This window comes from Pseudomonas sp. A-RE-22 (assembly GCF_019956035.1).
In the GTDB taxonomy this organism is placed as follows: Bacteria; Pseudomonadota; Gammaproteobacteria; order Pseudomonadales; family Pseudomonadaceae; genus Aquipseudomonas; species Aquipseudomonas brassicacearum.
In genome coordinates, this window is the sequence record NZ_JAHBCZ010000037.1 from 12,093 (window position 1) to 27,221 (window position 15,129).

The 15,129-nt window shown below is 63.8% G+C and carries 12 protein-coding genes; 7 read left to right on the top strand and 5 right to left on the bottom strand.

Annotation, left to right across the window (positions count from 1 at the left end):
* Positions 1-26: 26 nt before the first annotated feature.
* Both KGA89_RS18885 and KGA89_RS18890 read right to left on the bottom strand, forming a co-directional pair.
* On the bottom strand, positions 27-1,004 hold the full coding sequence (locus KGA89_RS18885; RefSeq protein WP_003202577.1) for a thiamine pyrophosphate-dependent dehydrogenase E1 component subunit alpha: 978 nt from the start codon (positions 1,002-1,004) through the stop codon (positions 27-29).
* Positions 1,005-1,006: 2 nt separating this feature from the next.
* Positions 1,007-2,080 (bottom strand): ATP-NAD kinase family protein, encoded by a 1,074-nt coding sequence (locus KGA89_RS18890; protein ID WP_024616710.1) that lies wholly within the window; start codon positions 2,078-2,080, stop codon positions 1,007-1,009.
* Positions 2,081-2,421: 341 nt separating this feature from the next.
* Between KGA89_RS18890 and KGA89_RS18895 the strand changes: the two genes are divergently transcribed.
* Positions 2,422-4,287: a sigma-54-dependent Fis family transcriptional regulator gene (locus tag KGA89_RS18895; RefSeq protein WP_223472255.1), complete on the top strand. Its 1,866-nt coding sequence runs from the start codon at positions 2,422-2,424 to the stop codon at positions 4,285-4,287.
* Between the two features lie 4 nt (positions 4,288-4,291).
* On the opposite strand, the gene KGA89_RS18900 is transcribed toward KGA89_RS18895, so the two are convergent.
* The 3 genes from KGA89_RS18900 to KGA89_RS18910 form a co-directional block, all read right to left on the bottom strand.
* Positions 4,292-4,621, bottom strand: coding sequence for a hypothetical protein (locus KGA89_RS18900; protein ID WP_027911912.1), 330 nt, complete (start codon positions 4,619-4,621; stop codon positions 4,292-4,294).
* 221 nt (positions 4,622-4,842) lie between these two features.
* On the bottom strand, positions 4,843-6,054 hold the full coding sequence (locus KGA89_RS18905; RefSeq protein WP_223472256.1) for a cytochrome c biogenesis protein DipZ: 1,212 nt from the start codon (positions 6,052-6,054) through the stop codon (positions 4,843-4,845).
* Between the two features lie 183 nt (positions 6,055-6,237).
* On the bottom strand, positions 6,238-6,501 hold the full coding sequence (locus tag KGA89_RS18910; protein ID WP_223472257.1) for a DUF2790 domain-containing protein: 264 nt from the start codon (positions 6,499-6,501) through the stop codon (positions 6,238-6,240).
* Between the two features lie 223 nt (positions 6,502-6,724).
* Between KGA89_RS18910 and KGA89_RS18915 the strand changes: the two genes are divergently transcribed.
* The 6 genes from KGA89_RS18915 (at position 6,725) to KGA89_RS18940 (ending at position 15,011) form a co-directional block, all read left to right on the top strand.
* The gene (locus KGA89_RS18915; protein WP_003202589.1) at positions 6,725-7,465 is read left to right on the top strand and encodes a response regulator; all 741 of its coding nucleotides are present in this window, start codon (positions 6,725-6,727) and stop codon (positions 7,463-7,465) included.
* Positions 7,462-8,772 carry an ATP-binding protein gene (locus KGA89_RS18920; RefSeq protein WP_223472258.1) on the top strand — a complete coding sequence of 437 codons (1,311 nt, stop codon included), beginning with the start codon at positions 7,462-7,464 and terminating at the stop codon, positions 8,770-8,772. The genes KGA89_RS18915 and KGA89_RS18920 overlap by 4 nt, the downstream gene beginning before the upstream one ends.
* 275 nt (positions 8,773-9,047) lie before the next feature.
* Complete coding sequence (locus KGA89_RS18925; protein ID WP_003202593.1) at positions 9,048-9,689, top strand: ferric reductase-like transmembrane domain-containing protein; 642 nt, start codon at positions 9,048-9,050, stop codon at positions 9,687-9,689.
* Positions 9,690-9,832: 143 nt separating this feature from the next.
* Positions 9,833-11,632, top strand: coding sequence for a thiamine pyrophosphate-requiring protein (locus tag KGA89_RS18930; protein WP_223472259.1), 1,800 nt, complete (start codon positions 9,833-9,835; stop codon positions 11,630-11,632).
* Between the two features lie 11 nt (positions 11,633-11,643).
* Positions 11,644-12,324, top strand: a complete 681-nt coding sequence (locus KGA89_RS18935; RefSeq protein ID WP_003202596.1) for a DUF2238 domain-containing protein — start codon at positions 11,644-11,646, stop codon at positions 12,322-12,324.
* Between the two features lie 113 nt (positions 12,325-12,437).
* Positions 12,438-15,011: an EAL domain-containing protein gene (locus tag KGA89_RS18940; protein WP_223472260.1), complete on the top strand. Its 2,574-nt coding sequence runs from the start codon at positions 12,438-12,440 to the stop codon at positions 15,009-15,011.
* The last annotated feature ends 118 nt before the right edge of the window (positions 15,012-15,129 follow it).

Consider the following 15,129-nt stretch of genomic DNA (forward strand, 5'->3'; position numbering starts at 1 on the left):
TCTATTGTTGTTATTCAGGGGGGCGTTCAGGGATAGCTGACGTAGACGTCGGTCAGCAGGTCCGCCGCGGTGGGCTTGGGATCGGATTTGGCCTTGTTCACGGCGTTTTCAATCAGCATGTCCACTTCCTTGTCGATCTGGTCCAACTGCTCGACGGTGAGCAATCCGGCCCGGGTGGTGCGCTCGCGGAACTGCATCAGGCAGTCCTGGTTCTCGCGAAAATGCTTGACCTCGTCGGGCGCCCGATAGGTCTGGGCGTCGCCCTCGAAGTGACCGTAGTAGCGCGTCAGCTTGACCTCGATCAGCGACGGCCCTTCCCCGGCACGGGCGCGTTCGACGGCGGCCCCGGCGGCCTCATGCACGGCAAAGAAGTCAAAGCCATCCACCGTCACCCCGGGCATGCCGAACCCGGCCGCACGGTCGGCGATGTGATCGCAGGCCACCGACCAATTGGAGGCGGTGGCTTCGGCGTAGCCATTGTTTTCGGCGATGAACAGGCACGGCAGGTTCCACACCGAGGCCATGTTCATGGCTTCGAACACCGCGCCCTCGTTGGAGCCGCCGTCGCCGAAAAACACCACGGCAACGCTGTCGGTGCCCTTGAGCCGGGCCGCCAGTGCGGCGCCCACCACCAGCGGCGCGCCGGCACCGACAATGCCATTGGCACCGAGCATGCCCTTCTCGAAATCGGCGATGTGCATCGAACCGCCCTTGCCTTGGCAGACGCCGGTTTTCTTGCCATAGATCTCGGCCATCATCCCGTAGACGTCCACGCCCTTGGCGATGCAATGGCCGTGACCACGGTGGTTGGACGCGATGCAATCGTCATCGCCCAGATGGGCCATGACGCCGGCGGCCGAGGCTTCTTCGCCGGCATACAGGTGGACGAAACCGGGAATTTCGCCGGTAGCGAATTCCACGTGCAGGCGCTCTTCGAAGGCGCGGATGGTGCGCATCACCTGATAGGCGTGCAGCAGTTGATCGTGGGTGAGCGGTGTCGACATTTTTATTCTCCTGGGGTGTCTTCTTGAAGATTCAGAGGGTGTTGCGGGTGTTCGCGGCCGATGGCCAGCAAACGGTGTTGCGCGGCGTAGGCCAGCACCGCGTTGACGTCGATGCTCAGCGGGCCGCCAGCATCAAGGGTGACCGTGGGCCGGTCCTGCGCGTTGAATTCGATTTCCCGTTCGCCATCCAGGGCCAGGGTGCCGCTGGAGAGCGACAGGCCGTGGGCGATGCCAGGTTCCAGGGGCCCGGCAGCGAGCACGCCACAGCCTTGCAGCAGCCCTGGCGCAAGCGGCACCAGCAGCGCTTCGGGGGATTGCGGGTCCAGGCGCATCCAGGCACCACCCGGTGCCTGGCGCGACACCGGAAACCACAAGCCGCACAGCGCCGACAGGCCAATGGATTGCGGTTCGGCGAAGGTCACGAAGACTTCGGCCAGGTCCTGTGCGCGACTGATCGCCCGGGCGCCGACAAACCGCAGCGGCGACACGGCGACGTCCACCAGGGCGACTTCGCGCAAGCCACGTCCGGCATCACAGACCAACAGGCGCTTGTTGCGGCGCAAGCCGATCGAGTCCGGGATTCGGCCACTGGCGTACAACCCTCCGGCCAAGCCCGCACTGGTGGCCTCGCGCAGTTCGGGAAAGGCGTTGTTGGTGCCGGTGGACAGGGTCAGCAACGGGATGTCCCCCACTTCGGCGGCCACCGCCTTGTGGGTGCCGTCGCCGCCAAGCACGGCGATCAGCGCCACCTCGCGCTCGGCCATCAGGCGTGCGGCCCGGCGGGTGTCTTCGACGGTCTGGCGCAGGGTCAGGTCGAGAAACTCCAGGGCCGGCCAGTGGCTGCTGCGGGCCTGGCGGCTGTGGCTGTTCTTCAGCACGGCGGCGGCCATGCCAATCATGTCGGTGGGCATCAACACCTGTTCGATGCCGGTGGCGCCGAAAGCGGCTAGCAGGCGCTGGATCACCGAGACCTTGTCAGTGCTGGAAAACAACCCGGCATTGGCGGTCAGGCGCCGCACGTCACGGCCCGATGCAGGGTTGGCGATGATGCCCACGGTCAATGGCCGGCGACTCATGACACCACCGTGGAGGGGGCAGGCACACAGCCTGGGCAGGAAACCATAGACACCTCGTTGTTATTATTGGATGACCCGTCGAGCGGGCCCCAGAGGTAGAGCAAGGGCGGTGCCAGTTGTGAAAAAAACCTGCTCAAAGCCCGGGCCAGAGCGGCCCCATGGAATTTTCGAGGAAGCGAACCGAGTCCCGGTGAGACGCCCCATGTCAGCCTGCACGAGGTTTCGGCGAGACTCTGAGACGTGGCGTCTCACACCGCCCGAAGAACCCGTCGAGCTTGTCTGCACCCGGCGAACGGCGCTTAATGTGCGCACAACGATAAGAAGCTGAATCGGAGGCCTCTATGCTTTCCGCTCACTCCCGGGCGCACGTGGATTGCGTCAGCCGCGTGGTGAAAAACGCGAACCAATTGCCACAACTGCCCGTCCCGGACCTGATCCTCGACTCCTGGCGCCGGTCCATGGAGCAACATCACCTGGACCCCGGTTCGCTGCAGGGCCCGCGCATCCTGTCCCAGGACGTGCTCAAGCAATGCCGTGAACGCTCCGAGCTGTTCCTCAATATCGCCAGCGAAGAAGTGGCTCGCCTCCATGGCCGGGTCCGCGATGCCGACTACTGCGTGCTACTGACCGATGCCCAGGGCCAGACCATCGACTACCGGGTGGAAACCACGATTCGCAATGACTGCCGCAAGGCCGGGCTGTACCTGGGCACCTGTTGGTCGGAGGGCGAGGAAGGCACCTGCGGCGTGGCGGCGGTGCTCACGGCCAAGGCCCCGGTGACGGTGCACAAGCGCGACCATTTCCGGGCGGCGTTCATTGGCCTGACCTGCTCCGCCGCGCCGGTCTTCGATCCCCAGGGCGAATTGCTCGGGGTGCTGGACGTCTCGGCGGTGCGCTCGCCGGATGATCGGCGCTCGCAGCACCTGATCCGGCAAATGGTGGTGCAGAGCGCCCGGGAGATCGAACAGGCGTTTTTCATGAGCAGCGCCCAGGGTTACTGGGTGCTGCGGGCCCATCGCAACGCCGGCTACGTCGACAGCCAGCCGGACTTCCTGTTCGCCTGGGACGACGACGGTTGCCTGCAAGCCTTGAACCCGGCCGCCCGCCAGTACCTGCTGCAACATTACGGGCAGTTGCCGCAACACATCGGCCAGGTATTCGACCAGCAGTTGCTGCACCGTGCCCGGGACGAAAGCCTCTGCTCGCTCGATCACGCCATGCACGGGCGCTTGAGCGCGCCACGCCAGCGGGTCAGTTCACGTTCGCGGGTGGCGATGACCCCGTTGGAAATCGATCCACGCCTGGCCGACAGCCTGCGCCTGGCGGTGCGGGTGAAAGATCGCAACCTGCCGGTGCTGATCCAGGGCGAAACCGGTTCCGGCAAGGAAGTGTTCGCCCGTCAGTTACACCAGGCCAGCCAGCGCCGTGATCGCCCTTTCGTGGCATTGAATTGCGCCGCCATTCCCGAAAGCCTGATCGAGAGCGAACTGTTCGGCTACGTCGCCGGCGCCTTCACCGGCGCCTCGGCCAAGGGCATGCAGGGCCTGTTGCAACAGGCCGATGGCGGCACCTTGTTCCTGGATGAAATCGGCGACATGCCGCTGGCCTTGCAGACCCGCCTTCTACGCGTATTGGCCGAGGGTGAAGTGGCGCCGCTGGGCGCGTCCCGCCGCAAGGCCGTGGACATCCAGGTGATCTGCGCCACCCACCGCGACCTGGAGACCCTGGTGGCCGCCGGCGAGTTTCGCGAGGATTTGTATTTCCGCCTGGGTGGCGCGCGCTTCCAACTGCCACCGTTGCGCGAACGCAGCGATCGGCTGGCGTTGATCAATCGAATTCTTGCCGAGGAGTCGGCGCTGTGCGGGGCAACAGTGCAATTGAGCAGCGCGGCCCTGGAATGCCTGCTCGGCTATCACTGGCCGGGCAATGTGCGCCAGCTGCGCCATGTGCTGCGCTATGCGTGCGCAGTGTGCGAAGCCAGCGTGGCCCAACTCAGCCACCTGCCCGAATCAATGCACCGCGTGGACGCCGCCGATCACGGGCCGGAACCGAGCGCCAGCCCGGAACGCCAGGCACTGCTCGATGCCTTGGTGCGCCACCGCTGGAAACCCACCGCCGCCGCCCGGGCCCTGGGCATTTCCCGGGCGACCCTGTATCGACGGGTAAACCTGCATGGCATCGAAATGCCAGGCCGCAGCCCGGCCTGAGGGCCTATCGTCGCGCCAGTTCGTGACGGACACATTGTTCGTAGTAGGTCTGCTTGACTGCGACCGGCTTGAGACGCGAGGCGCTGTTGTAGGTCTGCTCGGTAATGCCCAGGGCGGTCATGCGCATCCAGGGCCGGGGAAACTTGCGCACTTGCAGCTTCTTGCGCGCGCCGTACAGGCTGACGCCGGAAAGCTTCGACGCCTGCGCCCCTGCCGCGATATCCGAACCCCAGCGGCACACCGACTGCTGGTTTTGCGTCAGCGCCCTGGCCTGGGCCTCAAGCGAAACGGCGGCCAGGAGAAACGTCGCCACGACCCACATAGAAATACGCATAGGTTTGTCGCCCAACTTTCTGAAAGGAAAGAAGTTTGACCTTATGTAACTGAGCAAGGGGCCAGCACGGCTGTGCAATTTTTGTGGCTAGGGGATTATCTGTGGGAGCAAGGCTTGCCCGCGAAGCAGACGACTCGATTCCCGATAGACCGTGCGAACTTCATCGCGGGCAAGCCTTGCTCCCACAGATCCCTTGCCAATAGCAAGCTCCCTCGCCACGGTCATTGGCCCGCCTTCGCCTCCTGCAGCAGTTGCTGGATCACCTGCTCCTGCTCGCCATAGCGTCCTTCGCCAAAATGGCTGTAGCGCACCTGCCCCTTGGCATCGATGAAGTAATGAGCCGGCCAGTACTGATTGTTGAAGGCACGCCAGATCGCATACTGATTGTCGATCGCCACCGGATAATGGATGTCCAGCTTGCGCACCTGCTCGCGCACGTTGTCGATGATTTTCTCGTAGCCGTACTCCGGGGTGTGGACACCGATCACCACCAGCCCGTCCTTTTCATACTTCTTCGCCCAACCGTTCACATAGGGCAAGGTGTGCTGGCAGTTGATGCAGTCGTAGGTCCAGAAGTCCACCAGCACCACCTTGCCCTTGAGTGATTCGCTGCTCAGCGGGGGTGAGTTCAGCCATTGCACCGCGCCGTCCAGCGCAGGCATGGCGCCCTGGGATTCGAGGGCCGGCATAGAACTTGCGCCGGCCTTGCTCACCACATAGTCGATGGCCTTGGGCACGTTCTCCAGCAGGCTTTTTTCCAAGCTGGCCGATTGTTGGGAGGAAGTCGCCGCCAACAAGCGGTCATCCGCCCCGGTGCCAATCGCCACGGCCGCCAGCAACACGGCCAACCCTGTTCCCCGGCGCAGCCAGGTGGTGATCGGCAGCGAGAGTTTCAGGCGTCCGACCAGTCCGCGCCCGGCCAGAATCAGTGTGCCCAGGGACAAGGCGCTGCCCAGGCCGTAGGCGAGCAACAGCAAGCTGGTTTGTGCGCTGGCGCCTTGCAGCATGGCCCCGGTCAGGATCACCCCGAGTATCGGTCCGGCGCACGGTGCCCAGAGCAGCCCGGTGGCGACCCCGATCAGCCCTGAAGCCACAGGCCCGGCCATCCGCCCGGCGCCGGCGTCCAGGCGATTGCCCAGGCTGACCAGCGGCCGCGCCAGCCAGGTGCCGACCCGACTGAAGATCAGCGACAAGGCAAACACCACCATCACCGCCAAGGCGACTTGGCGGCCGACGCTGCTGGCACGCAGCACCCACTCGCTGCTGACCACCGCCAGGCTGGAGACCAGGGCAAACGTCAGCACCATGCCGCCAAGGGTCAGCAGCACCGAGCCACGGGAGCGATCGGCCCGGGCAAACAGAAACGGCACCACCGGAAGAATACAGGGGCTGAGGATCGTCAGGATCCCGCCGAGAAAAGCGATCAGAAGCATGGCAACACCTCAATGGTAGGTAGGTAGGTAGACAGAACACACCCAATCGGTCAGCACCTCTGTGGGAGCAAAGCTTGCTCGCGATGCAGACGCCTCGATTCCTGGCAATCACCGCGTCATCGTTTATCGCGAGCAAGCTTTGCTCCCACAGGTTTACTGTCACAAGTTGGCTTCCACGGCGACTCAGTTACCGTCATTGCAGTTGTCGGAAAACTTGCGGTAGTCCAGCGCCTGCTTGTGGCCTGCCGAATCCAGGTAGGTCATCTGGGCGTTGACCACGCCGCAGGTCGGCTCGGCGTCTTCGCTAAGGGACAGCACCTTCTGGATGTCCAGGTGGGTGCCGTAGGTGTAGGTCTGCGCCTGCACGTTGCTTTCGGCCCGGGCCGACAGGGTGCAAATGTTCAGTGCGGCGAAGAGGCAGGCGGCGTAGATGGCTTTGCTGTTCATGGCGATTCCTCGATTCAATGGTTTTATCTGCCGAGGCCTGTTGTGTTGCCTCGATGGACGCCATTGAATGCCGCGCAGGTATCGCGCCTGTATCGAACCAGGTGGCTTTTTGCATCGCTGTGTATCCGTCGCGCGCCAGATACACTGCAATACAAACCGCCGCGAGCCGGGCCGGCCGGCGCCTGTAGACTGCTCACAACGAAACGCCGAGGAGCTGGACACCATGGATCATGTCGATCACGTGTTGATAGTGGATGACGATCGCGAGATCAGAGAACTGGTTGGCAACTACCTGAAAAAGAACGGCCTGCGCACCACTGTCGTCGCCGATGGCCGGCAAATGCGCGCCTTCCTGGAAACCACCCCGGTGGACCTGATCGTGCTGGACATCATGATGCCCGGCGACGACGGCCTGGTGCTGTGCCGGGAGCTGCGTGCCGGCAAGCACAAGGCCACGCCGGTATTGATGCTCACCGCGCGCAACGACGAAACCGACCGCATCATCGGCCTGGAAATGGGCGCCGATGATTACCTGGTCAAGCCCTTCGCCGCCAGGGAGCTGCTGGCGCGCATCAACGCCGTGCTGCGCCGCACCCGCATGCTGCCGCCCAACCTGGTGGTCACCGAAAGCGGTCGCCTGCTGGCGTTCGGGCGCTGGCGCCTGGACACCACCGCCCGCCACCTGCTGGACACCGACGGCACCATGGTTGCCTTGAGCGGCGCCGAATATCGTTTGTTGCGGGTATTCCTCGACCATCCGCAACGGGTGCTCAACCGCGACCAGTTGCTTAACCTGACCCAGGGCCGGGACGCCGACCTGTTCGATCGCTCCATCGACCTGCTGGTCAGCCGCCTGCGCCAGCGCCTGCTGGATGATGCCCGGGAGCCGGCCTACATCAAGACCGTGCGCAGCGAAGGCTACGTGTTCTCGCTGCCGGTGGAGATCCTCGAGGCCTCGGTATGAGCCTGCCGCTGCGCTGGCCGCGTACGCTGGCCTCGAGGCTCTCGCTGATCTTCCTGATTGGCCTGATCCTGGCCCAGGGGCTGTCCTTCGGCGTCCAGTACTACGAGCGCTACCAGAGCGCCAAGTCGACCATGCTCGGCAACCTGGAAACCGACGTCTCGACCTCCGTCGCCATTCTTGACCGCCTGCCTGCTTCCGAACGCCAGGCCTGGCTGCCGAAACTCGCCCGGCGCAACTATGGCTACCTGCTCGACGAAGGCCAATCCGGGCAGCCGATGGATCTTGCCGACGCGCCGATCTCGGTCAGTTCGATCCAGGAAGCCATCGGCCAGGCGTATGGCCTGACCTTCAAACAGATTCCCGGGCCGAAAATGCACTATCAGGCGCACCTGCGCCTGGGGGACGGCAGCCCGCTGACCATCGACGTACGCCCGGCGATGACACCCCTCTCCCCCTGGCTGCCAATGGTGTTGCTGGGGCAGTTGGCGCTGTTGATCGGCTGCACCTGGCTGGCCGTGCGCCTCGCCGTCGGCCCACTGACCCGGCTGGCCCAGGCGGTGGAAACCCTCGACCCTAACGCCCACAGCGTTCGCCTGGACGAGAAAGGCCCGACCGAAGTGGTGCATGCCGCCAAAGCGTTCAATGCCATGCAAGACCGCATCGCTGCCTACCTCAAGGAGCGCATGCAGTTGCTGGCAGCGATTTCCCACGACTTGCAGACCCCCATCACGCGCATGAAGCTGCGCGCTGAATTCATGGACGAGGGGATCGAAAGGGACAAGCTGTGGAGCGACTTGAGTGAAATGGAGCACCTGGTGCGTGAAGGCGTGGCTTATGCCCGCAGCATCCACGGCGCCACGGAGGCCAGTTGCCGGATCAGCCTGGATGCGTTCCTCGACAGCCTGGCGTTCGACTACCAGGACACGGGCAAGGACGTGCAATTGACCGGGAAAAACGCCGCGGTCATCGACACCCGTCCCCATGCCTTGCGGCGGGTGCTGGTCAATCTGGTGGACAATGCCCTGAAGTTCGGTGGCGCGGCGCAGATCCATGTGCAGATCGCCGACAACGGGCAATTGGCGATACAGATACTGGACCGTGGCCCCGGGATCAACGAGCAGGAACTGGCCGAGGTGCTCAAGCCGTTTTACCGGGTGGAAAGCTCGCGCAACCGGGAAACCGGCGGCACCGGCCTGGGCTTGGCCATCGCCCAGCAACTGGCGATCGCCATGGGCGGCTCACTGACCCTGAGCAACCGCGACGGCGGTGGTCTGTGCGCCGAGTTGCGGCTGGCATTCGCAAGCTGACATAGCCTCTGTGGGAGCGAGCTTGCTCGCGATAGCGGTGTATCTGCCAGCACCTGTTCAACTGACCTGACGCCATCGCGAGCAAGCTCGCTCCCACAGGGGCTGGGTGTTGGATTTGGATACGATTTGTATGCCAGTGTGTCTGCGGGTGATCGGCATACACAAACTTGCACAATCCTGCGTTGCGGACACACCCCGCTTACACCTGCTTGCAAGACTCCCCGGTGTTCCCGGCGGCTATCACGGCCGGGTCTCACCATCCACGGAGCCTTTACATGCCTACCGCAACTGCATCCCCCTTTCGTTATCAGGGCTGGTCGCTGTTCAGCCTGCTCGCCGCCCTGGTGCTGTTGATGACCGGGTTGATCCTGGTGCTCAACCCGGACCTGACCGAAGGCGTGCGCAGTGCCATTCGCGCCACGGCGCGTTCGTCTTTTATCTTGTTCCTGCTGGCCTTCACCGCCTCGGCATTCGCGGTGCTGGTGCCCTCGCCCCTGAGCCGGTCCCTGGTGCGCGAACGGCGCTTCATCGGGCTGGCCTTTGCGTTTTCCCATCTGGTCCATGCCGTGCTGATCTACAGCTACGGCCAGCTCAATCCCGAGTTCTGGCCCGGCCGCACCACCCTTGGCAACGTGCCTGGCACGGTGGGCTACGTGTTCATCCTGCTGCTGGCGCTGACCTCGTTCAAAAGCACCACGCGCCTGATCGGTTTCAAGGCCTGGAAGCGCCTGCATGTCACCGGCATGTGGGTGCTGGCGGCGATCTTTGCCTATTCCAACTTCAAACGCATCCCCATGAGCGCCTGGTATGTGCTGCCCTTCGGCCTGATCTGCGCCGCCACCGCCATCCGCCTGGTGGGCAAGCTGGCCCAGGCCACCCAGCGACGCCAACGACCGCAACACGCGACTGATCTGTAGGAGCTCGCACATAGCGCCTGCGCCGCAGCACCTTGGCGTTGAAAAAATCGAAACCTTGGACGGCAAGCACTGGTCAAGTCCTGTATGAACGTCAACCGCTGCACGTCGCGCCAAGCGACGGCGGCCTGAAGCGAGGGACAGGCATGAGCATGACCGTTGGTGATTTTCTGGTGGAACGTCTTTACGAATGGGGGGTTCGCCGTATCTATGGCTATCCGGGCGATGGCATCAACGGCGTCTTTGGCGCCTTGAACCGCGCCCAGGGAAAAATCCGCTTCATCCAGGCCCGCCACGAGGAAATGGCCGCATTCATGGCCTGCGCCCACGCCAAGTTTACCGGTGAGCTGGGCGTCTGCATCGCCACCTCCGGGCCCGGCGCATCCCACTTGGTGACCGGCCTCTACGACGCGCGGATGGACCACATGCCAGTGCTCGCCATCAGCGGCCAACAGGCGCGCGCAGCGCTGGGCGGGCACTACCAGCAGGAGCTGGACCTGGTCAGCCTGTTCAAGGACGTGGCCGGGGCATTCGTGCAGCAAGCCAGTGTGCCCGCCCAGGTGCGCCACCTGCTGGACCGCGCCGTACGCACGGCGGTGGGCGAGCGCCGGGTCACGGCGCTGATCCTGCCAAACGATCTCCAGGACATGGAATACACCGCACCACGCCACAAGCACGGTACGGTTCACTCCGGCGTCGGTTACCGCAAACCCAGCGTCGTCCCCTACGAAGAGGACCTGCGCAAGGCCGCCGAGGTCCTCAATGCCGGCAAGAAAGTCGCCATCCTGGTCGGTGCCGGAGCGCTGCACGCCACCGACGAAGTGATCGCCATCGCCGAGAAGCTCGGCGCCGGCGTGGCCAAGGCGCTGCTGGGCAAGGCCGCCGTGCCGGATGACCTGCCCTGGGTCACGGGCACCATCGGCCTGCTCGGCACTGAGCCCAGCGACAACCTGATGGCCGGCTGCGACACCCTGCTGATGATCGGCTCCGGCTTCCCCTACGCAGAATTCCTCCCACCTGAAGGCCAGGCCCGGGGCGTGCAGATCGACATTCAGGCGGACATGCTCAGCCTGCGTTACCCCATGGAAGTCAACCTGCACGGCGATAGCGTCGATACCTTGCGCGCCCTGCTACCGCTGATCGAAGAAAAACCCGACCGTGCCTGGCGCAAGAAGATCGAACATTGGTGCGAACGCTGGGAGCGGACTCTGGAAAAACGCGCCCGGGTCAGCGCCAAGCCGATCAATCCGCAGCGGGTCACCTTCGAACTGTCGCCGCGGCTGCCGGAGCACGCCATCATTACCTGCGATTCCGGCTCCTGCGCCAATTGGTTCGCCCGGGATATCAAGATCCGCCGCGGCATGATGTGTTCGCTGTCCGGTGGCCTGGCGTCGATGGGCGCGGCCGTGCCCTATGCCATCGCGGCGAAGTTCTGCCATCCGCAGCGGCCGGTGATCGCCCTGGTGGGTGATGGCGCCATGCAGATGAACAACATGACCGAGCTGATCACCGTCGCCAAATACTGGCGCACCTGGGCCAATGGCACCTGGATCTGCGCGGTGTTCAACAATCGGGATTTGAACCAGGTCACCTGGGAACAGCGGGTCATGGAGGGCGATCCGAAATTCGCCGCCTCCCAGGACATCCCCGACGTGCCCTACCACCTGTTCGCCGAATCCATTGGCTTGAAGGGCATCCTGGTGCTGCACGAGGACGACGTGGCCACGGCCTGGGAAACCGCGCTGGCGGCGGATCGCCCGGTGCTGATCGAGTTTCGCACCGACCCCGACGTGCCACCGCTGCCGCCGCACATCAAGCTGGAACAGGCGAAAAAGTTTGCCTCGACCCTGCTCCAGGGCGACCCGAACGAGCGGGGCATCGTGGTCGAAACCGCCAAGCAGGTATTGAGCAGCCTGCTGCCGGGCCAGCGCACGGATAAAGAGTGAGGCACGACGCGATGCCAACCATTGAGCTGCATCGTCGCTATGAACGATCCCTGCTCCTGGCTTTCTGCGTGGTGTGGGGGTGGCTGGCCATTGCGCCGATAAAACGCAGCGACTGGCTGGCGGAGAACCTGCTGGTCATCGCGTTATTGGTGGTCCTGGTGACCGTTCATCGGAGATTCAGCTTCTCCCGGCTGTCCGCGACGCTGTTGTTCGTGTTCCTTTGCATCCATGAAGTCGGCGCCCACTACACATATGCCAAGGTGCCTTACAACCAGTGGTGGCAGGCCCTGACGGGGGGCCAGTCGCTTGATCAGTTCATGGGTTTCCAGCGCAACCAGTTCGACCGGCTGGTGCACTTCAGCTACGGCCTGCTGCTGGCCTATCCGCTGCGCGAGGCCTTGCTTCGGGTTGCGCCAGCAACGGGGTTCAGGGGCTATTTCCTGGCCTGGAGCCTGATTCTTGCGTCGTCGGCGATTTATGAAATCATCGAATGGTTGGGTGGCGCCTACATCGGGGGCGATACCGCCAAGGCCTTTGTCGGTGCCCAACAGGACCCTTGGGATTCACAAAAGGACATGGCCCTGGCGGCGCTCGCCGCGTTCATGGCCCTGCTGGTCGCCGCCGGGGTCAGTTACCTGCGCCAGCGGGACTTCGCCCTCGAATGGACGTTGCGCTTCAAGGCCCGCACCTGATGCAGGCCCCCATGTCCGCCAGTTCCTGTGTGATCACGTCTAAGTAAATCAGCCCACCAGCCGATATAAGACAGGTGCGGATGAAATCGCTTTTTGGCTGATGACTTATTTTTATGATTGAAATTGCAGGCAATGACTCGACTGTCCTTTCCCCGGGTTCGCCAACCCGAAGTTTCACCCGTCGCACTTTTCCGGCCATCATGCTCCTGCTGTTTGTCATGTCTGCACTGGCGATCGCCGTGCTGCTCAACATCACCGGCGCCCAGGACCGCCGCGCCCGTGAACAGAGCCTGTTTTTCGCCCAGCGGGCCATCGAGGGGATCCGCAAAGGTATCGGACGGGACCTGAGCGACTACTCCAAGTGGAGCGACGCCTACCGGCACCTGCATGCCAGCGTGGACAAGGAATGGGCCTATGACCAGGAAAACGTCGGCAGCAGCGTGTTTTCGCTCTATGGCTACCAGGCGGTGTTTGTCATTTCGCCAACCGGCCAGACTGTCTATTCGGTGATCGATGGCCAGATGAGTGAGGTCGATGCCGATACCTGGCTGGCCGGCGACTTGCGAGCGCTGTTGAAAAAAGCCAGCGCCGCGGAAAATCACGAGGAAGTGGTGGTCGAGATGCTCCATCACGAGGACGCCCCTGCGTTTGTCGCCGCGTCCGCCATCACCGTCGGCACGGACAGCAGCGTGCCCGAAATCCCCGGCCCGCCCAGCCTGATGCTCTTCGTCAAGGTCCTTGATCCCGGAGCCCTGGAAAACCTGGCGCGGGACTTCGCCCTGCCCGATGCCCATATCGCCAGGACACCGGGCCCAGCCGATACCGCCCAGTTGCAGCTCGACGAGCTGACCCAGGAGGCCTTGGCCTGGCGGCCGCAGACCCCGGGCCAGGACCTGCGCAAATTCCTCCTGCCGTTGCTGGCCGTGGCGTTACTGGTACTGGGGATTCTGGCCCTGGCCGTTCTGCGCCATGCCTTGGCCATGCTCCGCGCCCAGGAACGCCAGTACGCCAGCCTGCTGGCCCACCGCAAAGCGCTGGAACGCAGTGAGGAACGTTTCCGCGACATTGCCGAAGTCTCATCCGACTGGTTGTGGGAGGTCGATTCGACCGGGACCCTGACCTATCTGTCGGAACGCTTCGACCAGGTGACCGGCTTCAGTCCCACGGAGTGGCTGGGCAAACCGCTGCACCGGCTGCTTCACCCCCATGGCGGCTCGATCTCGATTGCCCAATGGCTGCTCGGCGGGGCCAACAGCGTTTCCTCGGCGCCGCTACTGTGCGAGTACACCGCGCGCAACCAGCGCATCCGCACCTGCAAACTGTCGGTACGGGCCATCGAGGCAGGTGCCCTGGGTTTTCGCGGCACCGCCACCGATATCACCGACGAACTGAGGGCTCTGGCCCAGATCAAGCACCTGTCCCTGCATGACCCACTGACCGGGCTGGCCAACCGCAACCGCTTGTTCGACTGCCTGCGCGAACACCTGGACCGACCTGACCGCCCGCCCCTGGCGCTGCTGAACCTGGACATGGACCGGTTCAAGCCGGTCAACGACTCCCTGGGCCATGCCGTGGGCGATAAAGTGCTCAAGGAAGTGGCGCATATCCTCCAGCAAAACGTCCGTGGCACCGATCTGGTGGCACGTCTGGGCGGTGATGAGTTTGTCATTGTCATGCCCGACCCGGGCGATGCCAGCGATCTCGATCAACTCTGTGCCCGGCTGATCGATTGCATGCAACGGCCCATGCACCTGGACGGCAACACGCTGTACCTGGGGGTGAGCATCGGTGTCGCCTGGTCGCAGCCCGGAGACGAACGTGCCGATGAACTGCTGCGCCACGCCGACATCGCCTTGTATGCGGCCAAGGCAGCCGGCCGCAACACCTGGCGCGTGTACGTGGAAGCCATGGGCAACCTGGCCCGCGACCGGCGGCGATACGAACAGCAACTGCGCGACGCCATGCAACGGGATCAACTGGAACTGCGCTACTTGCCTCGCTTCGATGTGAGCGCCGAGCAACTGCACGGTTTCGAAGCCCAGACCTTCTGGCACCATCCCGAGAAAGGCGAGCTGGGTGGGGCCGATTTCATACCGGTGGCCGAAACCTCGGGCCAGCTTGAAGAACTGGGCACCTGGATGCTGATCAACGTCTGTGAAGAGGCCGCCACCTGGCCGAGCGCCGTCAATGTTTCCATCGCGGTTTCACCCCGGTGGTTCAACAGCAGCTTCCTGCTCAACCAGGTGCAGGAAGCCCTCGAAACGAGCGGCCTGGCGCCCCACCGGCTGACCCTGGAAGTGGCCGAAGGTGTCCTGCTGGCCGACCACAAGACCGTGGCCAGCACCCTCCATGCGCTCAAGGACCTCGGCGTGCGGATCAACATCGACAAGTTCGGCACCAGCATCGCCTCCCTGCGCGAAGTACTGGACCAGCCGTTCGATGGCATCCGCTTCGATCGCAACATCCTCACGCAGCTGGGTCTGGAGGATGACAAGGAGGGCGTCCTGGCGATGATCCGATTGAGCCGCAGCGTAGGGCTGATGGTCACCGCAGAAGGCATCGAGAACGCGCGGCAATTCAGCCAGCTGCGCAACGTGTCCTGCGACCATGTCCAAGGCCCCTACTTCGGCGCGGCCCTGGCCCGCTCGGAAATGGCCTCGTTCTTCACCATGCCGAGGTGGCTGTAACCCACCTCCCCACCGCTATCGCGAGCAAGCTCGCTCCCACAGGGATCTGTGGGGTGTTCATGAGCTATGCGCACCGCTGGACCTATTGTGGGAGCGGGCTTGCTCGCGATGAGGCCAG